Genomic DNA, 26510 nt, shown 5'->3' on the forward strand with positions numbered 1-26510 from the left:
GGGGCGATCAGATGTCGAAGAGCAGGCGCGAGGGATCTTCCAGCGCTTCCTTCATCGCGACCAAGCCCAGCACGGCTTCGCGGCCGTCGATGATGCGGTGGTCGTAGCTCATCGCCAGATAGTTCATCGGGCGCACCACGATCTGGCCGTTCTCGACCACGGCACGGTCCTTGGTGGCGTGCACGCCCAGGATGGCCGACTGGGGCGGGTTGATGATGGGCGTCGAAAGCATGGAGCCGAAGGTGCCGCCGTTGGAGATGGAGAAGGTGCCGCCGGTCATCTCGTCGATGGACAGCTTGCCTTCCTGGGCCTTCTTGCCGAACTCGGCGATCTTCTTCTCGATGTCGGCGAAGCTCATCTGGTCGGCATTGCGCAGGATCGGCACCACCAGGCCGCGCGGCGAACCGACGGCGATGCCGATGTCGAAGTAGCCGTGATAGATGATGTCGTTGCCGTCGACCGAGGCGTTGAGCACCGGGTACTTCTTGAGGGCGTGCACGGCCGCCTTGACGAAGAAGCTCATGAAGCCGAGCTTGGTGCCGTGCTCCTTGGTGAAGGCGTCCTGGAACTTCTTGCGCAGGTCCATCACGGGGGCCATGTTCACCTCGTTGAAGGTGGTCAGGATGGCGTTGGTGGACTGCGACTGCAGCAGGCGCTCGGCGATGCGGGCGCGCAGGCGGCTCATCGGCACGCGCTCTTCGGGGCGGTCGCCCAGGTTGGCAGCGGTGGGGGCGGCGACCTGCGGCAGCGAGGTCTTGGGGGCACCGGTCGGGATCTGAACGGCAGGTGCCTTGGCGGCGGTGGCGCCACCGGCCACGGCCGACAGCACGTCGCCCTTGGTCACGCGGCCGTCCTTGCCGGAGCCGGCGACGTCGCTGGTCTTCAGGCCGTTGTCGGCCAGCAGCTTGGCGGCGGCGGGCATGGCCACGTCGGACTTGGCGCCACCGGTCGCGGCGGGCGCTGCGGCAGCCGGGGCCGATGCGGCGGGCGCAGCCGCGGCGGCAGCCGGTGCGGGCGCGGCTGCGCCGGCCTTGCCTTCGGTGTCGATCTTGGCGATCAGCTGGTCGGCGACGACGGTGGCGCCGTCGGCCTGGACGATCTCGGCCAGCACGCCGGACGCCGGGGCCGGCACTTCGAGCACGACCTTGTCGGTCTCGATCTCGATCAGGATTTCATCGGCCGTGACGGCTTCGCCGGCCTTCTTCTTCCACTGCAGCATCGTGGCTTCTGCCACGGACTCGGACAACTGGGGAACCTTGACTTCAACGATGGACATTTTTATGGACTCTGCTTATTCGAGGGAAACACGCCCGCGAACGACAAAAAAATGGGGCGCGCAAGAACAGCAGGCCGGCGCAACGCGCCGGCCTCCGTGGCGGGGACTTACTTGGTCAGGACGAAGCCCTTGAGCTTGCCGAACGCGCCGTCGACCAGCGCCTTCTGCTGCTCCTGGTGCAGGTGGGCGTAACCCACGGCCGGCGACGCGGAGGCGGCACGCCCGGAGTAGCCCAGCTTCTGGCCGTCGAGCATGTTCTCGTGGATGTAGTGCTGCACGAAGAACCAGGCACCCTGGTTCTGGGGCTCGTCCTGGCACCACACGATGTCTGCCGCATTGGGGTACTTCTTGACCTCGGCCGCGAAAGCCTTGTGCGGGAAGGGGTAGAGCTGCTCGACGCGGATGATGGCCACGTCGTCGGCGCCCTTCTCCTCGCGCTTCTTGGCCAGGTCGTAGTAGACCTTGCCCGAACAGGCGACGATGCGCTTGACCTTGTCGGCCTTCAGTTCCTTGACGTCCGGGATGACCGTCTGGAAGCCGCCCTTGATGAACTCCGACACCGGCGAGGTCGCGTCCTTGTTACGCAGCAGCGACTTCGGGGTCATGATGACCAGCGGCTTGCGCAGGTTGCGCACCATCTGGCGACGCAGCAGGTGGAAGATCTGACTGGCCGTCGTGGGCTGCACCACCTGGATGTTGGTGTCGGCCGACAACTGCATGAAGCGCTCCAGGCGGGCCGAGCTGTGCTCGGGGCCCTGGCCTTCATAGCCGTGCGGCAGCATCAGGGTCAGGCCGTTCAGGCGGCCCCACTTCACTTCACCCGAGGCGATGAACTGGTCGATCACCACCTGGGCGCCGTTGGCGAAGTCGCCGAACTGGGCTTCCCAGATCACCAGGGTGTTCGGGTCGTTGGACGCATAGCCGTATTCGAAGCCCAGCACCGCCTCTTCGGACAGGATGGAGTCGATGACGACGAACGGGGCCTGGTTCTCGGCCACGTTCTGCAGCGGCACGTAGGTGCCGGTGTCCCACTTCTCACGGTTCTGGTCGTGCAGCACCGAATGGCGGTGGGTGAAGGTGCCGCGGCCGCAGTCCTCGCCCGACAGGCGCACCGGGTAACCGCTGGCCACCAGCGAGGCGAAGGCCATGTGCTCGCCCATGCCCCAGTCGACGTTGACGTCGCCGCGGCCCATGGCGGCGCGGTCGTCCAGCACCTTCTTGACCAGCGGATGCACCGTGAAGCCTTCCGGCACCGTGGTGATCTTCTCGGCCAGTCGCTTCCACTCGGCCAGCGGCAGCGCGGTCTCGGCAGCGTCGGTCCACTTCTTATTGGCGAAGGCGCTCCAGTCGACAGCGTACTTGCGCTTGAAGTCGGTGAGCACCGGGTCGACGGTGTTCTTGCCGGCGTCGAAGGCGGCGCGCTGGGCCTTGACCATGTCGTCACCCAGCGTCTCGCCCAGGCCCTGGGCCGCCAGCTTGTCGGCGTACAGCTTGCGCGTGCCAGGGTGGGCGGCGATCTTCTTGTACATCAGCGGCTGGGTGAGCGAGGGGGTGTCCTGCTCGTTGTGGCCCAGCTTGCGGAAGCAGATGATGTCGACGACCACATCCTTGTTGAACTCCTGGCGGTATTCCAGGGCCAGTTGCATGCACAGCACCACGGCCTCGGGATCGTCGCCGTTCACGTGCAGCACGGGCGCCTCGATCATCTTGACGACGTCGGTGCAGTACAGCGTGGAGCGGCTGTCGCGCGGATCGGAGGTGGTGAAGCCGATCTGGTTGTTGATGACGATGTGGATCGTGCCGCCGGTGTAGTAGCCGCGGGTTTCGGCCAGGGCCAGCGTTTCCATGATGACGCCCTGGCCGGCGAAGGCCGCGTCACCGTGCACCAGCACGGGCAGCACCGAGGCGCCGCGCTTGTCGCCGCGACGGTCCATGCGGGCGCGCACCGAGCCCTCGACCACCGGGTTCACGATTTCCAGGTGCGAGGGGTTGAAGGCCAGGCTCAGGTGCATCGGGCCGCTGGGCGTGGTCACGTCCGAGCTGAAGCCCTGGTGGTACTTCACGTCGCCGCTGGGCAGGTCTTCGGGCGCGGTGTGGTCGAACTCGGCGAACAGGTCCTTGGGCGCCTTGCCCAGGGTGTTGACCAGCACGTTCAGGCGGCCGCGGTGGGCCATGCCGATCACGATTTCCTGCACGCCCTTGGCGCCGGCACCGTTGACCAGCTCGTCCATGGCGACGATGAAGCTTTCGCCGCCTTCGAGCGAGAAGCGCTTCTGGCCGACGTACTTGGTGTGCAGGAAGCGTTCCAGGCCTTCGGCGGCCGTCAGGCGTTCGAGCACATGCTTCTTCTTCTCGGCGCTCAGCTTGGGGTTGGTGCGTGCGGCTTCGAGCTTCTGCTGCCACCAGCGCTTCTGCGCCTGGTCGGTCATGTACATGTACTCGACGCCGATGGTGCCGCAGTACGTCTCGCGCAGGGCGTTCAGCAGGTCGCGCAGCGACATGGTGTCGCGGCCGAAGAAGGTGTTGCTGGTGTTGAAGACCGTCTCGAGGTCGGCGTCGGCGAAGCCGTAGAACGACGGCTCCAGCTCGGGGATGGCCGGGCGCTCGGCGCGCTGCAGCGGATCCAGGTTGGCCCAGCGGGCGCCGACGTTGCGGTAGGCGGCGATCAGCTGCTGGACGGCGGTGCGCTTGCGACCCAGCTCGGAGTCGGCGCCGCTGGCCTCGACCACGCGGGTGCCGCCCTGCTTGGCGCGCTCGGCGAAGGCATTGATGACAGGCTGATGCGGAACATCGCGGGAATCGCTTCCGTCCGACGCCGGCACGTGCTGGAGTGCATCAAAGTACGAGCGCCAGTTGTCGGGCACGCTTCCCGGATTGGCGAGATAGTTCTCGTACATCTCTTCGACATAGGGCGCATTGCCGCCGAAGAGGTAACTGTTGCCTTGGTAGGCGTTGTAGATGGACGCGGGGGAATCGCTCATGTTCCGCTGACCTCCGCTTCCCTTGGGGAAGCATTAGCTGGTTAAGAAAACCTTCCGCGACACGGCTGAACCGGATGGCGGATGCGACTGTGGCTGGGGAAGGGCCTGAGTACACCCGGGATTGTGCCACGCCGCACGCGCGCACTGCCGCGGTGATTCGGAACGCACCATTGTGCGCCGCGAATCTGACAACAGAACACACCACGAAGTTCAGCCGATCAGGCGCTGGATGGCCTGAAGGCTGGTCGGGTCGTCGATGGTGGTCAGATCGCCGGGATCGCGCCGCTCGCACACGGCCTGCAGGGCGCGGCGCAGCAGCTTGCCGCTGCGCGTCTTGGGCAACGCCGCCACCGAGTGCACCCGCGCCGGCCGCGCCAGCGCACCCAGGTTGTCGGCGACGGTCTTCATGACCTCGCCCTCCAGCCTCAGGGCGGCGGCCTCGTCGCCGACGCCCGCGCGCGGCACCACGAACGCCACCGCGACCTGGCCTTTGAGCGCATCGGCCACGCCGACCACCGCCACCTCGGCGACGGCCGGATGGGCGGAAATGGCCTCTTCGATCTCGCGCGTGCCCAGCCGATGGCCGGCCACGTTGATCACATCGTCCGTGCGGCCCAGGATGTAGAAGTAGCCATCGGCATCGCGGATGCCCCAGTCGAAGGTCGAATAGACCTCGATACCCGGGATGCTTCGCCAGTAGGTGTTGATGAATCGCTCGTCGTCGCGCCACACGGTCTGCATGAAGCCGGGCGGCGTGGGCGACTCGATCACGACCACGCCCTTCTCGCCCGGCGTCGTGAGGTCCTCGCCGGTGGTTTCGTGGACCAGCTTGACCTTGAAGCCATACATGGGCACGCCCGGACTGCCGAACTTGGTGGGCTGCTTCTCCACGCCGTGCGCCACCGTCAGGATGGGCCAGCCCGACTCGGTCTGCCAGTAGTTGTCGATGATCGGCACGCCCAGGCCGTCGCTGATCCAGCGGGCGGTCGGCTCGTCCAGCGGCTCGCCCGCCAGGAACAGCGCCCGCAGACTGGAAACGTCGTGCTTGCGCAGCAACGCAGGATCCTGCTTCTTGAGCACCCGCACGGCCGTCGGCGCGGAGAACATCACGTTGACCTTGTACTTCTCGACCAGTCGCCACCAGATGGCCCCGTCGGGCCGACCGTCCAGCCCCTGCGTGGGCAGCCCCTCGTACACGATGGTCGCCATGCCCGCAATCAGCGGCCCGTACACGATGTAGCAGTGGCCAACCACCCAGCCAATGTCGCTGGTACAGAAATAGGTCTCGCCCGGGCTGGCCTGGAAGATGTGTCGCATGCTGGCGGCCAGCGCCACGGCGTAGCCGCCCACGTCGCGCTGCACGCCCTTGGGCCGGCCCGTGGTGCCGCTGGTGTAGAGCGTGTAGCTCACGTCCGCCGCGTCCATCCATTCGCAGGGCACCTCGGCCTGAGCATGGGCCGGCGCCAGTTCATCCATCCGGTGGTCGCGGCCCGGGACCAGGTCCATGGGCGCCAGGGCACGGTCGGCCAACAGCACGGACGACGGCTTGTGCGTGGCGAGCCGGATCGCCTCGTCCAGCAGCGGCTTGTATGCCACCACCTTGCCGCCGCGCGAGCCGGCGTCGGCACTGATGATCACCTTCGGCTGCGCATCGTCGATGCGCGACGCGAGCGAAGCGCTGGCGAAGCCGCCAAAGACCACGCTGTGGATGGCACCCAGCCGGGCGCAGGCCAGCATGGCGAACACGGCGGGAGCGACCATGGGCATGTAGATCAGCACCCGGTCGCCGCGCCCCACCCCGAGGCTGCGCAGCATCGAGGCCATCTGCTGCACCTCGCGGTGCAGTTCGCCGTAGGTGTAGGTGCGCTCGGTGCCGGTCTCGGTGGAGACGGCGATCACCGCCGGCGCATTTTGCCGCTGCGGCAGGTGGCGGTCGATGGCGTTGTGGCAGAGGTTGGTGGTGCCGCCACCGAACCAGTTGGTGAACGGCAGCCGGCTGCGATCGAGGATGGTGGTGGGCGGCTGGCGCCAGTCGATCAGCCGGGCCTGCTCGGCCCAGAAGGCCTCGGGCGCGTCGATGGAACGACGGTAGAACTCCTGATAGCTGCTCATGGCCTGCTTGTCTCCTTGTCGTGGGCGTCGAAGGTGCGCCTTGTGGACGGCACCAACCCGAAAGGGCAGCACCGCATTCGCGATTATTGGAGACGGCCTTGCGACAGGCTGACAGGGTGCACCCTCGTGCGCTCCCGCCACCGCGCCGGATCAGCGGATCAGGGCCTGCAGTTCCTTGAAGGCCGGATGCTCGGCGCTGCGCAGCCACTCGAAGCCGACCATTTCCGTCGTCACCAGCTCCGCGCCGGCGCCAGCGAGACGGTCGAAGGCCGCATCGCGGTTGCGTTCGGTGCGCGAGCCGCAGGCATCGGTCACCACCCAGACCTCGAACTCGTCCTCCAGCAGTTCCAGCGCCGTCTGCAGCACGCAGACATGGGCTTCGCAGCCGGCGATGACGATGCTGGCGCGCTCGGGTGCCGCGGCCTGCGGCTTCTGCAGGTGGCGCGGCAGGCTGCGCGCATTGCCTTGCACAGGCCGGGCCGGCGGACGCAGCCATTCACCCAGGCCCTCGGCCACGGCACTGAACTGCATCTTGGCCATCACCCGGCGGCAATGGTCGCGCAACTCGGCCGGCATCTGACCCAGGCGGGAGGGGTTCTGCTCGGTGCCGAACACCGGCACATCGGCCAGGCCGGCCATCTGCGCGAGCCGCTGCGCATTCGCCAGGATCGCCTCACCCTCATGGATGGCGGGCATCAGCCGGGGCTGGTAGTCGATGAGCAGGAGTTGGGATTGGTCGGCGTCGAGGAGCATGGGGCGCGAAAGAGAAGAAGCAGGACGGAAAAACACGAGATGGCCACAATGGGCCGCATGCTGGCGATTGTCCCTCCCCCTGCTCCATCTGTTGCGCCCCGCCCGCCTCTGCGGCACGCCAGGGCGGCGAAATCCGCGACGGAGGGGGCGGCGCCATGAAGGCGCCGGTCCGGCGCCGAAGCGCCCTCGCCTGGGCGACCGCAGCCCTCGCCGCGACGGGGCTGCCCGGCTGCAGTTGGTTGCCACGGACGCCCGTCGTGCCGATGCCCACGGTGCGCGACGCCGGTGCCTGCAGTCCCGCCGATACGTTGATCGTGCTGCTGCCCGGCCGCGGCATGGCGCTGGACGAGCTGTCGAGCGAAGGCTTCATCGAGACCTTCCACACGGCCGGCCTTCGGGCCGATCTCGTCCGGGCGGACGCCCACATGGGCTACTACAAGGACCGCAGCGTGGTCGACCGGCTGCATGCCGACGTGATCGCGCCAGCGCGGGCGCAGGGCTACCGCCACATCTGGCTGGCCGGCATCTCGCTGGGCGGCCTGGGCGCGTTGCTCTATGCCGACGAGCATCCTGCGGAGGTCGACGGGCTTCTACTCATCGCCCCCTACCTGGGCGAGCCGCAGACCGCCGCCGCGGTGGCTGCCCAGGGCGGCCCGGGACGCTGGCGTCCACCGGCCGAGACGGCCGATGCCATCGGCGTGCGGGCCTGGACCTGCCTGCAGCGTTATGTCGGGCCCGGCGCGGTCCGCATGCCGCTCTACCTGGCCTTCGGCGTCGACGACCGCCTGGCGCCCACGCACCAGGTGCTGGCCCCAGCCTTGCCGCCGCAGCGCGTGCTGACAGCGCCGGGCGGGCACGACTGGCCAGCCTGGCGCCCGCTCTGGCAGCGGCTGCTGGCCCAGGCTCCGTTGCCGCGCTGCAGCGCGACGGGCCCCTGAGAAGGCCGCACTCGCCCGCCATCTCCCGGCGGGGCCACGACGATGGCCCGGCGTCGTTTGGTGCTCACGGCTGCAGCCTGATCAGCTTGCCGTCGTCATCGTCCGTCAACACGTAGATGAGCCCGTCCGGCCCCTGCCGCACGTCGCGGATGCGTTCGCGCGCGGACGCCAGCAGCTTCTGCTCGCCGACCACCTTGCCGTCCCGGATGTCGATGCGGTCCAGGTGGCCGAACTTGAGCGAACCGACCAGGAGGCTGCCCTTCCACGCCGGCCCGTAGCGGTCACTGGTCAGGAAGGCCATGCCAGAAGGCGCGATGGATGGCGTCCATTGGTGCAGGGGCTGCTCCATCCCTTCCTTGGCCTTGATGCCCTCGCCGATGGGCGCGCCGCCGTAGTTGACGCCGTGCGTGATGACCGGCCAACCGTAGTTGCGGCCGGGCTGCGCGATGTTGATCTCATCGCCGCCCTGCGCGCCGTGCTCGTGGGTCCAGAGGCGCCCATCGGGCCCGATGGTGGCGCCCTGCATGTTGCGGTGTCCGTAGCTCCAGATCTCGGGCAGAGCACCGGGGCGGCCGACAAACGGGTTGTCGGCGGGTGCGCGGCCCTCGGCATCGACGCGGATGACCTTGCCGAGGTGGTTGTCCAGCCGCTGGGCGTCCGCGCTGCGCGAAAAGCGATCGCCCGTCGTCAGGAAAAGCTTGCCATCCGCCGCCTGGGCGATGCGGCAGCCAAAGTGCGCCCGGCTCGCCACCTTGGGCCGTTGGCTGAAGAGCACGCGGACCTGCTCAAGCCGCCGTGCGTCGGCCGACAGCACGGCACGTGCAAGCGCCGTGCTGTTGGTTTCCCCGGGGCCGGGCTCCGCGAAGCAGAAGTACAGCGTGCGGTTGGCGGCGAATCCGGCATCCAGTGCCACGTCCAGGAGGCCGCCCTGCCCTTCGGCGGCAACGGGCGGCAGGCCCTCGACGGGTGGGGCCATGTGGCCGTCGGACCCGATCACCCGAAGGCGGCCCGGGCGCTCCGTGACGAGAAAACGCCCATCCGGCAGGAAGGCCAGCGCCCAGGGGTGCTCGAGGCCCGAGACGATGGTCTGCGGGCGCGGCGGCAGTTCCTGAGCGCTGCTCGCTCCAGCGCTCAGGGCCGCCATCGCAGCGGCCAACAAACGGGCAGACAAGTTCATCGCAACTCCTTCACCAGATCGTGTTTTCCGACAACTATTTCACGCTGACAGGAGGAGCGGGCGGGAGGTTCAATCTACCTGGGGCAATGAAGAGCGCCGCTGTTACAACCGAATTTTTCAGCATTCGCTGAAAGCGCTTGCAAATCAATGACTTAAGCCTGACTTCCAATTCGCGAAATTGGTTGACACGCCCAGGTGTCGTCCATATCCTACGGGCCCATGCGAATTTTCGTCCTGCCCGCTCTGGCCCTGCTCCTTGCCACCGCAGCACACGCTGCCCCAGCAACCGACCGGACGACGGAAATGGACAAGCTCCTTGCCGACAAAGGTCTTCTCGGCCGCGTCGAGCACGCACGTCAGGCCGTGGCCGACAAGACCTCCGACCTGGTGGTCAGCGCGATGAGCTTCCTGGGCGTGCCCTACCGCCGCGGCGGCAACAACGCCGAGACCGGTTTCGATTGCAGCGGTTTTGTCCGCGCGATGTACAACCAGACCATCGGCATGGTCCTCCCCCGCCGCGCCGAAGAGCAGGCGGCCGCCACCGAAAAGATCGACCGCAGCGAGCTCAAGCCCGGCGATCTGGTCTTCTTCAACACCATGCGCCGCGCCTTCAGTCACGTAGGCATCTACGTGGGCGATGGCAAATTCATTCACTCCCCCCGCTCCGGCTCGGAAGTGCGTGTGGAAGACATGAACCAGAGCTACTGGACGAGCCGCTTCAACGGCGCCCGCCGGGTGCTGTCCGAATCGGCTGGCGAATAAGCCGCACGGCTCTTTCCTTTCCAACACAAAGCCCGCTCTCGCAGCGGGCTTTTTCATTTATGGCGCCGGCGGATCGTGGCGCGGCGTTGCCGCCGCGCCGGATCGCCAGCCTCAAAAGGTGTGAATGAATCCGGCGTGGCCAAGCGGGCTGCCAAAACGCGGCCAATCAAGGCGCAAGGCGCAGCCATAGCTCGGGCTATGGCGAGCATTTGCAACGCGAAGTGGGCGTGTTTTGGCAGAACGAGCGGCATGTCGGGTTTGCTCACACCTTCTCAGTCTTCCAGCTTCGACAGGTCGCGCACGGCGCCCTTGTCTGCCGATGTGGCCAGCAGCGCGTAGGCCTTCAGCGCCGCGGACACCTTGCGCGGGCGGGGCTGTGCGGGCTTCCAGCCCTTGGCATCCTGCTCGGCGCGGCGCTTCGCCAACTCCTCGTCGCTCAACAGCACGTCGATCGTTCGGTTGGGAATGTCGATGCGGATGCGGTCGCCCGTGCGGACCAGGCCGATGGCGCCACCGGCTGCGGCCTCCGGCGAGCAATGGCCGATGGACAAGCCCGAGGTACCGCCCGAGAAGCGGCCGTCCGTCAGCAACGCACAGGCCTTGCCCAGGCCCTTGGACTTGATGTAGCTCGTGGGATAGAGCATCTCCTGCATGCCGGGCCCACCCTTGGGGCCTTCGTAACGCACCACCACCACATCGCCGGCCTTCACCTGGTCGTTCAGGATGTGCTCGACGGCCTCATCCTGACTCTCCACCACGTGCGCTGGGCCTTCGAAGACCAGCAGACTGTCGTCCACGCCCGCCGTCTTGACCACGCAGCCGTCCTTGGCGATGTTGCCGGTCAGCACCGCCAGGCCGCCTTCCCTGGAAAAGGCATGGTCGATGCTACGGATGCAGCCCTCGGCCCGGTCCATGTCCAGGCTGGGCCAGCGCGTGTCCTGGCTAAAGGCGATTTGCGTCGGAATGCCGGCCGGGCCGGCCATGTAGAAGCGCTTCACGGCATCGTCGCTGGTACGCAGGATGTCCCACTGTTCCAGCGCGTCGCCCAGCGTGGGTGCATGGATCGTCGGCACGTCCAGGTGCAGGCGGCCGGCGCGTGCCAGTTCGCCCAGGATGGCCATGATGCCGCCGGCGCGGTGCACGTCCTCGATGTGGTACTTGTTGGTGTTGGGCGCGACCTTGCACAGCTGCGGCACCTCGCGCGACAGGCGGTCGATGTCGGCCATGTCGAAGTCGATGCCGGCCTCCTGGGCCGCAGCCAGGATGTGCAGGATGGTGTTGGTCGAGCCGCCCATGGCGATGTCCAACGTCATCGCGTTCTCGAAGGCCTTCTTGCCGATGGCACGCGGCAGCACGCTGGCATCGTCCTGCTCGTAGTGGCGCTTGGCCAGTTCCACGATCAGGTGGCCGGCCTTCTTGAACAGGCCCTCGCGGTCGGCATGCGTGGCGACCACCGTGCCATTGCCCGGCAGCGACAGACCCAGGGCTTCGGTGAGGCAGTTCATCGAGTTGGCGGTGAACATGCCCGAGCAACTGCCGCAGGTCGGGCAGGCCGAGCGCTCGACCTCGGCCAGGTCGGCATCGCTGACCTTGCTGTCGGCCGCCATCACCATGGCGTCGATCAGGTCCATCTTGCGGATCTCGATCTTGGCCGTGCCGGGCACCGCCAGGCGCACCTTGCCGGCTTCCATCGGCCCGCCGGAGACGAACACCACCGGGATGTTCAGCCGCATGGCCGCCATCAGCATGCCCGGGGTGATCTTGTCGCAGTTGGAGATGCACACCAGCGCGTCGGCACAGTGGGCGTTGACCATGTACTCCACCGAGTCGGCGATCACGTCGCGGCTGGGCAGCGAATACAGCATGCCGTCGTGGCCCATGGCGATGCCGTCGTCCACGGCGATGGTGTTGAACTCCTTGGCGACACCGCCGGCGGCCTCCACCTCGCGGGCGACGAGCTGGCCCAAGTCCTTCAGGTGCACGTGGCCGGGCACGAACTGGGTGAAGCTGTTGGCGATGGCGATGATCGGCTTGGAGAAATCGTCATCCTTCATGCCGGTGGCGCGCCACAGGGAACGGGCGCCCGCCATGTTGCGGCCGGCGGTGGAGGTCTTGGAACGGTAGGTGGGCATGGGTCGCTCTGTGCGCTCTCGTGAGGCAGGAATCGTCGGGGCCGGCATTGTCTCAGGCCCCACGCCACGACAGCGGGCAGCGCGCCCATGGCAAAGCGGCCCGGCAGGACGACCCGAAGGTCGCCCGGCCGGGCCGCCGGACGCAGCCTCGAAGCTGCGCCTAGGTGCTGCCGGTCAGCGCTTCTGCGGCGGCAGGTCCGTGCAGGTGCCGTGCGCCACTTCCGCCGCCATGCCGATGCTCTCGCCCAGCGTAGGGTGCGGATGGATGGTCTTGCCGATGTCGATCTCGTCGGCGCCCATCTCGATGGCCAGGGCCACCTCGCCGATCATGTCGCCGGCATGGGTGCCGACGATGCCGCCGCCCACGATGCGGTGCGTCTCGGCGTCGAACAGCAGCTTGGTGAAGCCTTCGTCGCGGCCGTTGGCGATGGCACGGCCGGAGGCTGTCCACGGGAACAGGCCCTTCTTGACCTTGACGCCCTGCGCCTTGGCCTGGTCCTCGGTCAGGCCCACCCACGCCACCTCGGGGTCGGTGTAGGCCACGCTCGGGATCACCCGTGCATTGAAGGCGGCGCTCGCCAGTTCCTTGTCGCCCTTCTGCTCGCCAGCGATCACCTCGGCCGCCACATGCGCCTCGTGCACCGCCTTGTGGGCCAGCATGGGCTGGCCGACGATGTCGCCGATGGCGAAGATGTTCGGCACATTGGTGCGCATCTGGATGTCGACCGGAATGAAGCCACGGTCGGTCACCGACACGCCGGCCTTCTCAGCGCCGATCTTCTTGCCGTTGGGCGTGCGGCCGACGGCCTGCAGCACCAGGTCGTAGACCTGCGGCTCCTTGGGTGCGCCCTCGCCTTCGAACATGACCTTGATGCCGTCCTTGGTCGCCTCGGCGCCCACGGTCTTGGTCTTGAGCATGATGTTGTCGAAGCGCGGCGCGTTCATCTTCTGCCACACCTTGACCAGGTCGCGGTCGGCGCCCTGCATCAGGCCGTCCATCATCTCGACCACGTCCAGGCGCGCGCCGAGCGACGAGTACACCGTGCCCATTTCCAGGCCGATGATGCCGCCGCCCAGGATCAGCATGCGCTTGGGCTCGGTCGCCAGGGACAGTGCGCCGGTGGAGTCCACGACGCGCGGGTCGTCCTTGGGCATGAAAGGCAGGTGCACCGCCTGCGAGCCGGCCGCGATGATGCAGTGGCGGAAGCGGATCACCTGCTTCTTGCCGGTGGTGGCCCGACCCTCGCCGGTGCTCTCGTCCACTTCGAGGTGGTAGGCATCCAGGAAGCTGCCGACGCCGCGCACGGTAGTCACCTTGCGCATCTTGGCCATGGCCGTGAGGCCGCCGGTGAGCTTGCCCACCACCTTGTTCTTGTGGGCGAGCAGCTTGGCGCGGTCCACCTTGGGCGCGCCGAAGTCCACGCCCAGGTCCGCGAAGTGCTTGACCTCGTCCATCACCGCCGCCACGTGCAGCAGCGCCTTGGAGGGGATGCAGCCCACGTTGAGGCAGACGCCGCCGAGGGTGGCATAGCGCTCCACCAGCACCGTCTTCATGCCGAGGTCGGCACTGCGGAAAGCAGCAGAATAGCCACCGGGGCCAGCGCCGAGCACGAGGGTGTCGCACTCGATGTCGACCTGGCCGCTGTAGCTGCCGGCGGGCGCCGGAGGCACAGCCGGCGCCGCCGGTGCGGGCGCAGGCGCCGCCTTGGGCGCCGCCGCTGCAGGCGCCGGCGAGGCAGCCGGTGCGGGCGCCGAAGCAGCCGCCTCTGCCGCGTCGATGGTCAGCACCACCGAGCCTTCACTCACCTTGTCGCCCACCTTCACGGCCACCGACTTGACCACGCCGGCGTGGCTGGAGGGAATCTCCATCGACGCCTTGTCCGACTCGACCGTGATCAGCGACTGCTCGACCTTGATGGTGTCGCCCGGCTTGACCAGCACCTCGATCACGGCCACTTCGCTGAAGTCGCCGATGTCCGGAACCTTGACCTGTTGTTCGCTCATGCCGTGGTCTCCTTACAGCACGATGCGGCGGTAGTCCGCCAGCAGCTGACCCAGGTAGGCATTGAAGCGCGCGGCCAGGGCGCCATCGATGACGCGGTGGTCGTACGACAGCGACAGCGGCAGCGTCAGGCGCGGCACGAACTGCTTGCCGTCCCACACCGGCTTCATCTGACCCTTGGACAGGCCCAGGATGGCCACTTCGGGTGCATTGATGATGGGCGTGAAATGCGTGCCGCCGATGCCGCCCAGTGAGCTGATCGAGAAGCAGCCGCCCTGCATGTCAGCCGCACCCAGCTTGCCGTCGCGGGCCTTCTTGGCCAGCTCGCCCATCTCCTGGCTGATCTGCAGGATGCCCTTCTTGTCGGCGTCCTTGAGCACCGGCACCACCAGGCCGTTGGGCGTGTCCGCCGCGAAGCCGATGTTGAAGTACTGCTTGTAGACCAGGGTGTCGCCATCCAGGCTGGTGTTGAACTCGGGGAACTTCTTCAGGGCCGCGACCACGGCCTTGATGACGAAGGCCAGCATGGTGACCTTCACGCCCGACTTCTCGTTCTCCTTGTTGGTGGAGACGCGGAAGGCTTCCAGCTCGGTGATGTCCGCTTCGTCGTTGTTGGTGACGTGCGGGATCATGACCCAGTTGCGGTGCAGGTTGGCGCCGCTGATTTTCTTGATGCGCGACAAGTCCTTGCGCTCGACGGCGCCGAACTTCGCGAAGTCGACCTTGGGCCAGGGCAGCAGGCCCAGGGCCGCGCCGTCCGCGCCGCCACCGCCGGCCGGGGCCTTCGCCGCCTGCGCCTTGGTCTGCGTCGCACCGGCCATCACCGACTTGGTGAAGCCCTGCACGTCCTCCTGGGTGATGCGGCCCTTGGGCCCGCTGCCCTTGACCTCTTCCAGCGGCACGCCCAGCTCGCGGGCGAACTTACGCACCGAGGGCGAGGCATGCGGCAGGCCGGTGGCCGGCGTCTTGGTCGGGTCGTGCGCAGGCACGCTGGCAGCCGCCGGTGCGGGCGCCGCGGCCGCCTGGGCAGGCGCGGGGGCCGGGCTCGCCGCCGGGGCCGGTGCCGGTGCGGGTGCAGCCGGGCCGGCAGCGGGCGCGGCGCCGGCGGCGCCTTCCAGCATGCCGATCAGGTCACCGATGTTGACCGTGTCGCCCACCTTGACCTTGAGTTCCTTGATCGTGCCGGCGGCCGGCGACGGAATCTCCATCGAGGCCTTGTCCGACTCGACCGTGATCAGCGACTGCTCGGCCTTGACCACGTCGCCAGGCTTGACCAGCACCTCGATCACCGCGACGTCCTTGAAGTCGCCGATGTCGGGCACCTTGATATCGACCGGGCCCGAGGCCGCAGCCGGCGCCGCGGCGGCTGGTGCCGGCGCGGGCGCGGCCTGCGGCGCCGGGGCGGGCGCGGCGGCCTCGGCCGGCGCTGCAGCCGGTGCGGCCGGCGCGCCAGCGCCCTCGCCTTCCAGGATCAGGACGATCGAGCCTTCCTTGACCTTGTCGCCGACCTTGACCTTGACTTCCTTGACCACGCCGGCGGCCGACGACGGAATCTCCATCGAGGCCTTGTCCGATTCGACCGTGATCAGCGACTGCTCGGCCTTGACCGTGTCACCGGGCTTGACCAGCACTTCGATCACCGCGACTTCGTCGAAGTCGCCGATGTCGGGCACTTTCACTTCCACTGCTGCCATGTTCGTGTCTCCCGCCTTCGAGGCGTTTCAGTTCCGTGGGTGGATTACGCGTAGAGCGGGTTGATCTTGTCGGCGTTGATGCCGTACTTCTTGATGGCCTCGGCCACCTTGGCGGCCGGCACCGCGCCGTCCTCGGCCAGGGCCTTGAGCGTGGCGACCACGATGTAGTGGCGGTTCACCTCGAAATGCTCGCGCAGCTTGCTACGGAAATCCGAGCGGCCGAAGCCGTCGGTGCCCAGCACCTTGTAGTTGCGGCCCTTCGGGATGAAGGGACGGATCTGCTCGGCATAGGCCTTCATGTAGTCGGTGGACGCGACCACCGGGCCCGTGGTCTTGCCCAGTTGCTCCGCGACGAAGGGCACGCGGGCCGTCTCGGTCGGGTGCAGCAGGTTCCAGCGGTCGGCGTCCTGGCCGTCGCGGGTCAGCTCGTTGAAGCTCGGGCAGCTCCAGACCGATGCGGCGACGCCCCAGTCCTTCTCCAGCAGTTCCTGGGCGAAGAAGGATTCGCGCAGGATGGTTCCGCTGCCCAGCAGCTGCGCCGTCGGCGCCTTGCTGTCCAGGGCCGGCGCCTGGCGGACCATGTACATGCCCTTGATGATCTGTTCTTCGGTGCCGGGCTGCAGGCCGGGCATCGCGTAGTTCTCGTTGAGCAGCGTCAGGTAGTAGTAGACGTTGTCCTGCTTCTCCACCATGCGCTTGAGACCGTGATGCAGGATCACCGCCACTTCATGCGCGAAGGTCGGGTCGTAGCTGACGCAGTTGGGGATGGTGTTGGCCAGGATGTGGCTGTGGCCGTCCTCGTGCTGCAGGCCTTCGCCGTTCAGCGTGGTGCGGCCCGAGGTGCCGCCCAGCAGGAAGCCGCGGGCCTGCATGTCGCCGGCCGCCCAGGCCAGATCGCCGATGCGCTGGAAGCCGAACATCGAGTAGTACACGTAGAACGGCACCATGATGCGGTTGTTCGTGCTGTACGAGGTGGCGGCGGCGATCCAGCTGGACATGCCACCGGCCTCGTTGATGCCTTCCTGCAGGATCTGGCCGGCCTTGTCTTCCTTGTAGTACATGACCTGGTCCTTGTCGACCGGGGTGTACTGCTGGCCATGCGGGTTGTAGATGCCGACCTGGCGGAACAGGCCTTCCATGCCGAAGGTGCGGGCCTCGTCGACCAGGATGGGCACCACACGCGGGCCCAGGGCCTTGTCGCGCAGCAGCTGCGTCAGGAAGCGCACGTAGGCCTGGGTGGTCGAGATCTCGCGGCCTTCGGCCGTGGGCTCGAGCACGGCCTTGAAGGTGTCGAGCGAAGGCACGGTGAAGCTCTCGTCGGCCTTGGTGCGGCGGTGCGGCAGGTAGCCGCCCAGTGCCTTGCGGCGCTCGTGCAGGTACTTCATTTCCGGCGTGTCGTCGGCCGGCTTGTAGAAGGGCAGGTCCGCGATCTGGCTGTCGGGGATCGGGATGTTGAAGCGGTCGCGGAAGGCCTTGATGTCCTCGTCGCCCAGCTTCTTGGTCTGGTGGACCGTGTTCTTGCCCTCGCCAATCTTGCCCATGCCGAAGCCCTTGACCGTCTTGACCAGCAGCACGGTGGGCTGGCCGGTGTGGTTTTGCGCGGCGTGGAAGGCGGCGTAGACCTTCTGCGAATCATGGCCGCCGCGCTGCAGGTTCCAGATCTCGTCGTCGGTCATGTGCTCGACCATCTTGGCCGTGCGCGGATCGCGGCCGAAGAAGTGCTTGCGGACGTAGGCGCCGTCGTTGGCCTTCATGGCCTGGTAGTCGCCGTCGTTGCACTCCATCATGATCTTGCGCAGGGCGCCGTCATGGTCCTTGGCCAGCAGGGCGTCCCAGCCCTTGCCCCAGATGAGCTTGATGACGTTCCAGTTGGCGCCGCGGAATTCGCCTTCGAGCTCCTGGATGATCTTGCCGTTGCCCCGCACCGGGCCGTCCAGGCGCTGCAGGTTGCAGTTGATGACGAAGATCAGGTTGTCGAGGTTCTCGCGCGCGGCCAGGCCGATGGCGCCCAGCGACTCGACCTCGTCCATTTCGCCATCGCCGCAGAACACCCACACCTTGCGATTGCTGGTGTCGGCGATGCCGCGGGCATGCAGGTACTTGAGGAAGCGCGCCTGGTAGATGGCCATCAGCGGGCCCAGGCCCATGGACACCGTCGGGAACTGCCAGAACTCCGGCATCAGCTTGGGGTGGGGATAGCTGGACAGGCCCTTGCCGTCGACCTCCTGGCGGAAATTCAGCAGTTGCTCTTCGGTGAGGCGGCCTTCGAGGTAGGCGCGCGCATAGATGCCGGGCGAGACGTGGCCCTGGATGTAGAGCAGGTCGCCGCCGTGCCCTTCGGTTTCGGCGTGCCAGAAGTGATTGAAACCGGCGCCGAACATGCTGGCCAGCGAGGCGAAGGAGCCGATGTGGCCGCCCAGGTCACCGCCCTCGGGCGGATGGTGGCGGTTGGCCTTGACCACCATGGCCATGGCATTCCAGCGCATGTAGGCGCGCAGACGCTGCTCGATCTCGAGGTTGCCGGGGCTGCGGGCTTCCTCGCTGGGCTCGATGGTGTTCACATAGCCGGTATTGGCCGAGAAAGGCATGTCCACCGTGTTCTGGCGCGCATGCTCCAGCAGCTCTTCGAGCAGGGCATGCGCCCGATCGGCGCCTTCGTTCTGGATGACGGCCGACAGCGCGTCCTTCCATTCCTGCATCTCTTGCACGTCAGCTTCGTTTGCTGCGGCGCCAGTGGGTTTCTCGGGGTTGGCCGACATCCGGGTCTCCTTGAATCGGTGTGTACGTGGCGTACGTTAATTGAGAGAGGAAGAAAGGCCGCATCGCGCGGGCGGCGCAGTGTCTCATAAAAAAAAGGCGATTCCAAATGGTGCCATGGCGTTTCTTAATATGAAATTCATGCTGCTTTGCAGCAGAAATTGCGGGGCAGGCGCTCTTCTAAACTCGCGTGATGCGTTCCCCCCCCGAGCCCACCGCCGGCCATCCTCTCCCACTCGTGTCGTGGTGGCAACGCTGGTGGAAACGCCAGACCCCGCCGCTGCAGGACAGTGTGGCGATGCTGGTGCCGATGGCGGCGGTGCTGCTCTTCCTGGCCGCCATCGTGGCGGCCTTCTGGTATCTGCGTGCCGAGGAACTGGAGCGCGAACGCGAATCCGTGCGCCGCGATGTCGAATATGCGCAGCAGCGGCTGCGCCTGCGCCTTCTGGAGCGGCAGGAGCAGCTGATGCGCCTGGCGCGCGACGCCAGCAACCATGAAGTCGACGCCATCGAATTCACCAGCCGCGCCGAGTCGCTGGTCAGCCAGTTCCCGGAGCTGCAGTCGGTCAGCTGGATCGACGACCGGCGGGTCTGGCGCGCAACCTATGCCTCGCCCAGCGTGCCGCCCGCGCAGCAGCACATGGCCGGCGACCTGCTGCGGCCAGGCGACATCGAGACCCACTACGCGCTCGCGCGCGAGCTGGCCCAGCCGGTCTACTCGCAGCCCAACGCCACAGGCGACCGCACTGCGCCGCTGCAGCTTCACATTCCCCTGTTCGACCAGGGCCTGTTCGCGGGCACGGTGCTGGGCGAGTTCTCGGTCGACGGGCTGCTGCGCTATGGCATCCCGCCCGAGGTCTCGGCCAAGTACGCCGTCTCGCTGCTGGACAGCACCGGCAAGCTGCTGGCCGGCACGACGACCAACAGCCGCAGCCCGGCCGAATCGCGGCCGCTGCCCTGGGCGGAGCCCACCAATGAATACGAGGTGCCCGTCTCTCCGGTCGGCAACAGCCTCGTGCTGCGTGCGCAGGCCTGGCGAACCTCGCTCGGCCTGATCGGCAACGGGCTGTTCTGGCTCGTGGCGGCCCTGTCGGTGCTCACCAGCGGCCTCTTGATCGGCACCTGGCGCCACACCCGCCGGCGCCTGGCCGCTCAGCAGGCGCTACAGGCCGAGACCAACTTCCGCCGCGCCATGGAAAACTCCATGCTGACCGGCATGCGCGTACTCGACCTGGACGGCAGCATCAGCTACGTCAACGCCGCCTTCTGCACCATGACCGGCTGGAGCGAGGAAGAGCTCGTCGGTCGCAAGCCGCCCTTCCCCTACTGGCTGGAGACCGACACCGAACTCATGAATGAGCGCCTGGAGGAGGAGATCCACGGCCGGGCGTTGCCGGGCGGCTTCCAGGTGCGGGTGCGGCGCAAGAACGGCACGATCTTCCCGGCCCGGCTGTACGTGTCCCCACTGGTCGACGCCCACGGCCACCAGACCGGCTGGATGACGTCGATGACCGACATCACCGAGCCGACCCGTATCCGCGAGCAGCTGTCGGCCTCCCACGAGCGTTTCACCACCGTGCTGGAGGCGCTGGACGCCTCGGTGTCGGTGGCGCCGCTCGGCAGCGAGGAACTGCTTTTCGCCAACAAGATGTACCGGGCGTGGTTCGGCTCGGACACGGTGGGCCACCTGGGCATGGTGGCGCAGGCCGGGGCCGCGCCCTCGCCCAGCAACGAGAACGATCTTGACGATGTCGACCCGCTGGCCGGTCTGCCCACCGACACGCTCACCGCGGCCCAGCCCGCCAACAACGAGATCTTCGTGCCGCACCTCAACAAGTGGCTGGAGGTGCGTTCGCGCTACCTGACCTGGGTCGACGGCCGCCTGGCGCAACTGGTGATCGCCACCGACATCACGGCCCGCCGCGATGCCGAGGAGCAGGCCGCCCAGCAGGCCGACCGCGCCCAATCCGCCAGCCGCCTCATCACGATGGGCGAGATGGCCTCCAGCGTGGCGCACGAACTCAACCAGCCGCTCACGGCCATCAGCAACTACTGCAACGGCATGATGTCGCGCATCCGTGGCCAGCAGATCGACACCGAGGCCCTGCTCGGGGCGCTGGAGAAGACGGCCAAGCAGGCCCAGCGGGCGGGGCAGATCATCCAGCGCATCCGCACTTTCGTGAAGCGCAGCGAGCCCAACCGAACGCCGTCCGAGGTCGCCACCATGGTGGGCGAGGCGGTGGAACTGGCCGGCATCGAACTCAAGCGGCGCAACGTGCGGCTCAACCACTATGTGGCGGCACGGTTGCCGACGGTGCATGTCGACCCCATCCTCATCGAGCAGGTGCTGGTCAACCTGATGAAGAACGCCGCCGAGTCCATCGACATGGCCCAGCGCCCGCCGGCGCGCCGTACGGTGGAGTTGCGTGTGGTGCCGCGCAAGGTCGAGGGCCACCAGGCCATCGAGTTCGCCGTTCAGGACACCGGCAAGGGCCTGGCGCCCGAGGTGATGGAGCGGCTGTTCGAGGCCTTCTTCTCCACCAAGGCCGAAGGCATGGGCATCGGCCTCAATCTCTGCCGCAGCATCGTCGAGTCGCACAGGGGCAGGATGCAGGCGGAGAACCTCTACAATGGATCGGAGGTCGTCGGCTGCCGTTTCTCCTTCTGGATTCCAGTGGACGGCGCTCCGGATTCCGTAGCGACCGACGACCGTTCCCCCGACTGGACCGCCACCGGCCAACCGCCCGCCGCGGCAGGCAAGGCCGGCGCAGGCTCCTCGATTTCCTGAGAGGCAAAGGTAAGCGCATGAGTTTGATCCCCAAGAAGGGCACGGTCTATGTGGTGGACGACGACGAGGCCGTCCGCGACTCGCTCCAGTGGCTGCTCGAAGGCAAGGACTACCGGGTCCGCTGCTTCGAATCCGCCGAGTCCTTCCTGGCCCGCTACGACCCGCGCGAAGTGGCCTGCCTGATCGTCGACATCCGCATGGCCGGCATGTCGGGGCTTGAGTTGCAGGACAAGCTCATCGAGCGCAAATCGCCGCTGCCCATCGTGGTCATCACCGGGCACGGCGACGTGCCGATGGCGGTCGATTCGATGAAGAAGGGGGCGATGGACTTCATCCAGAAGCCCTTCAACGAAGAAGCCCTGGTGTCGCTGGTCGAGCGCATGCTCGAACACGCCCGCACCGCCTTCGCGCAGTACCAGCAATCGGCCAGCCGCGACGCCCTGCTGTCCAAGCTCACTGGCCGCGAATCGCAGGTGCTCGAGCGCATCGTCGCCGGCCGCCTCAACAAGCAGATCGCCGACGACCTGGGCATCAGCATCAAGACGGTGGAGGCGCACCGCGCCAACATCATGGAAAAGCTCAACGCCAACACGGTGGCCGATCTGCTGAAGATCGCCCTGGGCCAGACCGCCAAGGCCTGACGCCGCCGCTACGCCCCGCCGCTCCCTCACCACGCCCGTTCGGCCTTGGCCGCGGGCGTTTTTCATTCCACTTTCCAGCAAATCCCATGACCGCACAACTCATCGACGGCAATGCCGTGGCCCGCACGATCCGCGCCGAAGTGGCCGAGCGCACTGCCGCCCTCAAGGCCCGCGGCATCACGCCGGGCCTGGCGGTGATCCTGGTCGGCGAAGACCCGGCCAGCCAGGTCTACGTCGGCAAGAAGGTCGACGCCTGCCAGCAGGCCGGCATGCACTCGGTGCTGGAGCGCTACGAGGCCACGATGACCGAGGCGGACCTGCTGGAGCGGGTGCGCGCCCTCAATGCCGATCCGGCGATCCACGGCATCCTGGTGCAACTGCCGCTGCCGAAGCACATCGATGCCGACAAGGTCATCGAGACCATCGCGGCCGAGAAGGACGTGGACGGCTTCCACGTGGCCAGCGCCGGCGCGCTGATGACCGGCCTGCCGGGCTTCTGGTCCTGCACACCCTACGGCTGCATCAAGCTGCTGGAGAGCACCGGCGTGCCCATCAAAGGCAAGCATGCGGTGGTCATCGGCCGCAGCAACAACGTGGGCAAGCCGATGGCGCTGATGCTGCTGGCCAAGAACGCCACCGTCACCATCTGCCACAGCGCCACCGCCGACCTGGCCCACCATGTGCGCCAGGCCGACATCGTGGTGGCCGCCGTGGGCCGCCGCAACACGGTGACGGCCGACATGGTCAAGCCTGGCGCCATCGTCATCGACGTGGGGATGAACCGCAACGAGCAGGGCAAGCTCTGCGGCGACGTGGACTTCGCGGCCGTCAAGGAGGTGGCCGGCTGGATCACGCCGGTTCCCGGCGGTGTCGGCCCCATGACGGTGACCATGCTGCTGGTCAACACGCTCGAATCCGCCGAGCGCGTCGCCGCAGCCTGAGCCACCGCGGATGCCGGGGCCGCAATAGCCGGCCTGCATCGCGGCCATGGCGATGTCCGCCGCTTGAAGCGCCGGGCTTTGCCTCAAAATCGGCAGCATGACCTCCAATCCGCTGCTCGACTTCTCCGATCTGCCCCTGTTCGACCGCATCCAGCCCGAACATGTGGCCCCCGCCATCGACGCGCTGCTGCAGCAGGCCGAAGCGGCACTGGAGGAGGTCACGGCCCCCGCCTTCCCCGCCGAATGGGGCGCCATCGCCCGGGTCCTGGACGTGGCCACCGAGCGCCTGGGCCGGGCCTGGGGCGCCGTAGGGCATCTCAACGCCGTGGCCGATACGCCTGCGCTGCGGGCGGCCTACAACGAGGCCATGCCGCGCGTCACCGCCTTCTGGACGCGCCTGGGCGCGGACGAGCGCCTCTACGCCAAGTACAAGGCCATCGACGTCGCCACACTCAACGCCGAGCAGCGCAAGGCCCACGCCAACGCGATGCGCAACTTCGTGCTGGGCGGCGCCGAGTTGCAGGGCGCGGCACGCGAGCGCTATGCAGAGATCCAGGAACGCCAGGCCGAGCTCAGCCAGAAGTTCAGCGAGCACGCGCTGGACGCCACCGACGCTTTCGCCTTCTATGCCGAGCTGTCTGACCTGGACGGTGTACCAGCAGACGTGGTGGCGGCCGCGCGCGCTGCGGCAGAGGCTGACGGCAAGGCCGGCTACAAGCTCACGCTCAAGATGCCCTGCTACCTGCCGGTGATGCAGTTCGCCCGCAGCAGTGCGCTGCGCGAACACCTCTACCGCGCCTATGTCACCCGCGCCAGCGAGTTCGGTGATCCGGCCTTCGACAACACCCCGCTCATCCTCGAGATCCTGAAGCTGCGCCAGGAAGAGGCGCAACTGCTGGGCTACCGCAACTTCGGCCAACTGTCGGTGGTGCCCAAGATGGCGGAATCGCCCGAGCAGGTGATCGGCTTCCTGCGCGACCTGGCGGCCAAGGCCAAACCCTACGGCCAGCGCGACGTGGTGCAGCTGCGCGACTTCGCCAGCCGCGAACTGGGTATCGCCGATCCGCAGCCCTGGGACTGGAGCTACATCGGCGAGAAGCTGAAGGAAGCCCGCTACGCCTTCAGCGAGCAGGAGGTCAAGCCCTACTTCCCGGCGCCCAAGGTGCTCGACGGCCTCTTCAAGATCGTGCAGAACCTGTTCGAGGTGCAGATCCGCCGCGACGAGGCACCGGTGTGGCATCCGAGCGTGGTCTTCTACCGTATCGAGCGTCAGACGCCCCAGGGCGCGCAGAAGGTGGGCCAGTTCTACCTGGACCCCTCGGCCCGCGCGGCGAAGCGTGGCGGCGCCTGGATGGATGACGTGCGCGCACGCTGGCTGCGCCCCGACGACCAGCGGCTGCAGACGCCCGTTGCGCACCTCGTGTGCAATTTCGCCGAGGGCGTGGACGGCAAGCCGCCGCTGCTCACGCACGACGACGTGATCACCCTCTTCCACGAGTTCGGCCACGGCCTGCACCACATGCTGACGCAGGTGAACGAGCACGACGTCTCGGGCATCAGCGGCGTGGAGTGGGACGCCGTGGAGTTGCCCAGCCAGTTCATGGAGAACTTCTGCTGGGAATGGGACGTGCTGCAGAACATGACGGCCCATGTCGATACCGGTGCGCCGCTGCCCCGCGCGCTCTACGACAAGATGATCGCCGCCAAGAACTTCCAGAGCGGCATGCAGACGCTGCGCCAGATCGAGTTCGCGCTGTTCGACATGCTGCTGCACACCCAGCTCGACGCCAGCCAAGCCAAGCCCGGCGCCGTGATGGCGCTGTTGAACGAAGTGCGCGCCGAGGTGGCCGTGCTGCCCTCGCCCGAATTCAGCCGCACGCCCATGACGTTCACCCACATCTTCTCGGGCGGCTATGCGGCCGGGTACTACAGCTACAAGTGGGCCGAGGTTCTGTCGGCCGACGCCTATGCGGCCTTCGAGGAGACGGTCGATGCCCAGGGCCTGCCCAGCGTGGAGACCGGCCGCCGCTACCGCAAAGCGATCCTGGAAGCGGGCGGCAGCCGCAGCGCGATGGAATCGTTCAAAGCCTTCCGTGGCCGCGAGCCGAGCATCGACGCCCTGCTGCGCCACCAGGGCATGAGCGAGCCGCTCGCAGAAGAAGCGTTGGCGTGAGCGCCGCGCTTACCGCCCCCGCCCTGCGCCGCCGGACTGCGTGGCTGCTCGCTGTGGGCCTGGCCGCCGCCGGGCTGTGGGGCGCGGCGTGCGCCCAGCCCCTGTACCGCTCCATCGACGCGCAGGGCCGGGTCACTTTCTCGGACCGTGCGCCCTCCACGGCCGCCCGGCCGGTCGAAGCGCCCAGCGGCAACGACATCGACACGGGCGCCGCAGCCCTGCCCTTCGAGCTGCGGCAGCTTGTGCAACGCTACCCGGTCACGCTCTATACCCAGCGGGACTGCGCCCCCTGCGATGAAGGGCGCTCCATGCTCCGCAGCCGCGGCATCCCCTTCCAGGAGCGCACGGTCAATACCAATCTGGAGATCGAGGCGCTGCAGCGCCTCAGCGGCCAGACCGGCCTGCCGCTGCTGGCCATCGGCAGCCAGCAGCTGCGCGGCTATGCCGATGCCCAGTGGTCGCAGTATCTCGATGCGGCCGGCTATCCGGGCCGCAACAGTCTGCCGCCGGGGTACACCCCGCCCCAGGCCCGTCCGCTCATTGCACCCGTAGCCACACCCGCTGTGCCGGCGGCCCCCGAAGCGCCAGCGCCCATCATCCCGCCACCAATCGGGCCGACGCCTGCCAATCCGGCAGGCATCCGCTTTTAAGCACCGAGGCGGGAGTGCCCCGGCTGGCGGTCAGTAGCGCAGCGTCTGCACGCCTTCCGGCGTGGCCAGCAGGCACAGGCTGGCCTTCTGGTGCGCAAAGACGCCCACGGTGACCACGCCCGGCCACTGGTTGACCTCCGACTCGAAAGCGAGCGGCTCACGGATCGACAGGCCGTTCACGTCCAGGATGTGCTGGCCGTTGTCCGTCACCAGCGGCTGGCCGTCCTTCGTGCGCAGCGTGGCCGTGCCGCCCTGGGCCGCAAACTGGCGCACCACCCGGCGCGCCGCCATCGGGATCACCTCCACCGGCAGCGGAAAGCGGCCCAGCACCTCCACGCGCTTGGAGGCGTCCGCGATGCAGACAAAGCGGCGCGACTGGGCCGCGACGATCTTCTCGCGGGTCAGCGCCGCGCCCCCGCCCTTGACCATGTAGCCGCGGCCGTCGATCTCGTCCGCCCCGTCGATGTAGACCGCCAGTTCATCGACCTCGTTGCTGTCGAACACAGGAATGCCCAGGGCCTTCAGGCGCTGCGTCGAGGCTTCCGAACTGGACACGGCGCCCTTGATCTGGTCGCGGATCGTGGCGAGCGCCTCGATGAACTTGTTGACCGTGGAGCCCGTGCCAACGCCCACGATCTCGCCCCGGACCACGTGGTCGAGGGCGGCGCGGCCCACCTGGGCCTTGAGTTCATCCTGGGTCATGGCGGCGTTGGGCATCGGGGAGAATCCTGGG

At 67.5% G+C, this 26510-nt stretch carries 17 protein-coding genes; 7 read left to right on the forward strand and 10 right to left on the reverse strand.

The genetic code is table 11. The annotated features are described in order from the left end of the window. Window positions 1-7: 7 nt before the first annotated feature. From odhB to ACT54X_RS01435, 4 genes are all read right to left on the reverse strand, one after another. The gene (gene odhB, locus ACT54X_RS01420; protein WP_294373818.1) at window positions 8-1276 is read right to left on the reverse strand and encodes a 2-oxoglutarate dehydrogenase complex dihydrolipoyllysine-residue succinyltransferase; all 1269 of its coding nucleotides are present in this window, start codon (window positions 1274-1276) and stop codon (window positions 8-10) included. A gap of 107 nt (window positions 1277-1383) precedes the next feature. Next, window positions 1384-4257, reverse strand: coding sequence for a 2-oxoglutarate dehydrogenase E1 component (locus tag ACT54X_RS01425; protein ID WP_234192088.1), 2874 nt, complete (start codon window positions 4255-4257; stop codon window positions 1384-1386). Window positions 4258-4467: 210 nt separating this feature from the next. After that, entirely contained in the window at window positions 4468-6369 is a 1902-nt protein-coding gene (locus ACT54X_RS01430) for a propionate--CoA ligase (RefSeq protein WP_294373825.1), read from the reverse strand. A 150-nt stretch (window positions 6370-6519) separates the two neighbouring features. Further along, window positions 6520-7122: an isochorismatase family protein gene (locus ACT54X_RS01435; RefSeq protein ID WP_295380527.1), complete on the reverse strand. Its 603-nt coding sequence runs from the start codon at window positions 7120-7122 to the stop codon at window positions 6520-6522. Window positions 7123-7385: 263 nt separating this feature from the next. On the opposite strand from ACT54X_RS01435, the gene ACT54X_RS01440 reads away from it, so the two are divergent. Further along, on the forward strand, window positions 7386-8060 hold the full coding sequence (locus ACT54X_RS01440) for an alpha/beta hydrolase (protein WP_294374158.1): 675 nt from the start codon (window positions 7386-7388) through the stop codon (window positions 8058-8060). A gap of 64 nt (window positions 8061-8124) precedes the next feature. Here the strand turns inward: ACT54X_RS01440 and ACT54X_RS01445 are convergent, their stop codons facing one another. Further along, the gene (locus ACT54X_RS01445) at window positions 8125-9204 is read right to left on the reverse strand and encodes a PQQ-dependent sugar dehydrogenase (RefSeq protein WP_476345092.1); all 1080 of its coding nucleotides are present in this window, start codon (window positions 9202-9204) and stop codon (window positions 8125-8127) included. A gap of 252 nt (window positions 9205-9456) precedes the next feature. Here ACT54X_RS01445 and ACT54X_RS01450 point away from each other — a divergent pair, with 252 nt between their 5' ends. Beyond that, window positions 9457-9999, forward strand: coding sequence for a C40 family peptidase (locus ACT54X_RS01450; protein ID WP_234192093.1), 543 nt, complete (start codon window positions 9457-9459; stop codon window positions 9997-9999). 272 nt (window positions 10000-10271) lie between these two features. Here the strand turns inward: ACT54X_RS01450 and ilvD are convergent, their stop codons facing one another. The 4 genes from ilvD to aceE form a co-directional block, all read right to left on the reverse strand. Further along, on the reverse strand, window positions 10272-12131 hold the full coding sequence (ilvD, locus tag ACT54X_RS01455; protein WP_354321518.1) for a dihydroxy-acid dehydratase: 1860 nt from the start codon (window positions 12129-12131) through the stop codon (window positions 10272-10274). Window positions 12132-12305: 174 nt separating this feature from the next. Then, window positions 12306-14135: a dihydrolipoyl dehydrogenase gene (gene lpdA, locus ACT54X_RS01460; RefSeq protein WP_476344605.1), complete on the reverse strand. Its 1830-nt coding sequence runs from the start codon at window positions 14133-14135 to the stop codon at window positions 12306-12308. A 12-nt stretch (window positions 14136-14147) separates the two neighbouring features. Then, on the reverse strand, window positions 14148-15827 hold the full coding sequence (gene aceF / locus ACT54X_RS01465) for a dihydrolipoyllysine-residue acetyltransferase (RefSeq protein WP_476344607.1): 1680 nt from the start codon (window positions 15825-15827) through the stop codon (window positions 14148-14150). Between the two features lie 44 nt (window positions 15828-15871). Next, window positions 15872-18586: a pyruvate dehydrogenase (acetyl-transferring), homodimeric type gene (aceE, locus tag ACT54X_RS01470; RefSeq protein WP_476344609.1), complete on the reverse strand. Its 2715-nt coding sequence runs from the start codon at window positions 18584-18586 to the stop codon at window positions 15872-15874. A gap of 191 nt (window positions 18587-18777) precedes the next feature. On the opposite strand from aceE, the gene ACT54X_RS01475 reads away from it, so the two are divergent. The 5 genes from ACT54X_RS01475 to ACT54X_RS01495 all read left to right on the forward strand — a co-directional run bounded on the left by ACT54X_RS01475 (window position 18778) and on the right by ACT54X_RS01495 (window position 25777). Continuing rightward, window positions 18778-21372 (forward strand): PAS domain-containing sensor histidine kinase, encoded by a 2595-nt coding sequence (locus ACT54X_RS01475; RefSeq protein ID WP_294373852.1) that lies wholly within the window; start codon window positions 18778-18780, stop codon window positions 21370-21372. Between the two features lie 17 nt (window positions 21373-21389). After that, a complete protein-coding gene (locus ACT54X_RS01480) occupies window positions 21390-22013 on the forward strand; it encodes a response regulator transcription factor (RefSeq protein WP_043115575.1) in 624 nt (207 codons plus the stop codon). 86 nt (window positions 22014-22099) lie between these two features. Continuing rightward, complete coding sequence (gene folD / locus ACT54X_RS01485; protein ID WP_294373866.1) at window positions 22100-22954, forward strand: bifunctional methylenetetrahydrofolate dehydrogenase/methenyltetrahydrofolate cyclohydrolase FolD; 855 nt, start codon at window positions 22100-22102, stop codon at window positions 22952-22954. 97 nt (window positions 22955-23051) lie between these two features. Continuing rightward, window positions 23052-25127: a M3 family metallopeptidase gene (locus ACT54X_RS01490; RefSeq protein WP_294373868.1), complete on the forward strand. Its 2076-nt coding sequence runs from the start codon at window positions 23052-23054 to the stop codon at window positions 25125-25127. Continuing rightward, the gene (locus ACT54X_RS01495; RefSeq protein WP_294373871.1) at window positions 25124-25777 is read left to right on the forward strand and encodes a glutaredoxin family protein; all 654 of its coding nucleotides are present in this window, start codon (window positions 25124-25126) and stop codon (window positions 25775-25777) included. Before ACT54X_RS01490 ends, ACT54X_RS01495 begins: the two co-directional genes overlap by 4 nt. Before the next feature lie 30 nt (window positions 25778-25807). Here the strand turns inward: ACT54X_RS01495 and rpiA are convergent, their stop codons facing one another. Next, entirely contained in the window at window positions 25808-26494 is a 687-nt protein-coding gene (rpiA, locus tag ACT54X_RS01500; protein ID WP_294373873.1) for a ribose-5-phosphate isomerase RpiA, read from the reverse strand. Window positions 26495-26510 lie beyond the last annotated feature (16 nt).

This window comes from Pseudacidovorax sp. DMC4 (assembly GCF_056314265.1).

Bases quoted from the DNA above. Each gene is read 5' to 3' on its own strand.
- odhB (WP_294373818.1), bottom strand. From the start codon at position 1,276: ATGTCCATCGTTGAAGTCAAGGTTCCCCAGTTGTCCGAGTCCGTGGCA.
- ACT54X_RS01425 (WP_234192088.1), bottom strand. From the start codon at position 4,257: ATGAGCGATTCCCCCGCGTCCATCTACAACGCCTACCAAGGCAACAGT.
- ACT54X_RS01430 (WP_294373825.1), bottom strand. From the start codon at position 6,369: ATGAGCAGCTATCAGGAGTTCTACCGTCGTTCCATCGACGCGCCCGAG.
- ACT54X_RS01435 (WP_295380527.1), bottom strand. From the start codon at position 7,122: ATGCTCCTCGACGCCGACCAATCCCAACTCCTGCTCATCGACTACCAG.
- ACT54X_RS01440 (WP_294374158.1), top strand. From the start codon at position 7,386: ATGCCCACGGTGCGCGACGCCGGTGCCTGCAGTCCCGCCGATACGTTG.
- ACT54X_RS01445 (WP_476345092.1), bottom strand. From the start codon at position 9,204: ATGGCGGCCCTGAGCGCTGGAGCGAGCAGCGCTCAGGAACTGCCGCCG.
- ACT54X_RS01450 (WP_234192093.1), top strand. From the start codon at position 9,457: ATGCGAATTTTCGTCCTGCCCGCTCTGGCCCTGCTCCTTGCCACCGCA.
- ilvD (WP_354321518.1), bottom strand. From the start codon at position 12,131: ATGCCCACCTACCGTTCCAAGACCTCCACCGCCGGCCGCAACATGGCG.
- lpdA (WP_476344605.1), bottom strand. From the start codon at position 14,135: ATGAGCGAACAACAGGTCAAGGTTCCGGACATCGGCGACTTCAGCGAA.
- aceF (WP_476344607.1), bottom strand. From the start codon at position 15,827: ATGGCAGCAGTGGAAGTGAAAGTGCCCGACATCGGCGACTTCGACGAA.
- aceE (WP_476344609.1), bottom strand. From the start codon at position 18,586: ATGTCGGCCAACCCCGAGAAACCCACTGGCGCCGCAGCAAACGAAGCT.
- ACT54X_RS01475 (WP_294373852.1), top strand. From the start codon at position 18,778: ATGCGTTCCCCCCCCGAGCCCACCGCCGGCCATCCTCTCCCACTCGTG.
- ACT54X_RS01480 (WP_043115575.1), top strand. From the start codon at position 21,390: ATGAGTTTGATCCCCAAGAAGGGCACGGTCTATGTGGTGGACGACGAC.
- folD (WP_294373866.1), top strand. From the start codon at position 22,100: ATGACCGCACAACTCATCGACGGCAATGCCGTGGCCCGCACGATCCGC.
- ACT54X_RS01490 (WP_294373868.1), top strand. From the start codon at position 23,052: ATGACCTCCAATCCGCTGCTCGACTTCTCCGATCTGCCCCTGTTCGAC.
- rpiA (WP_294373873.1), bottom strand. From the start codon at position 26,494: ATGCCCAACGCCGCCATGACCCAGGATGAACTCAAGGCCCAGGTGGGC.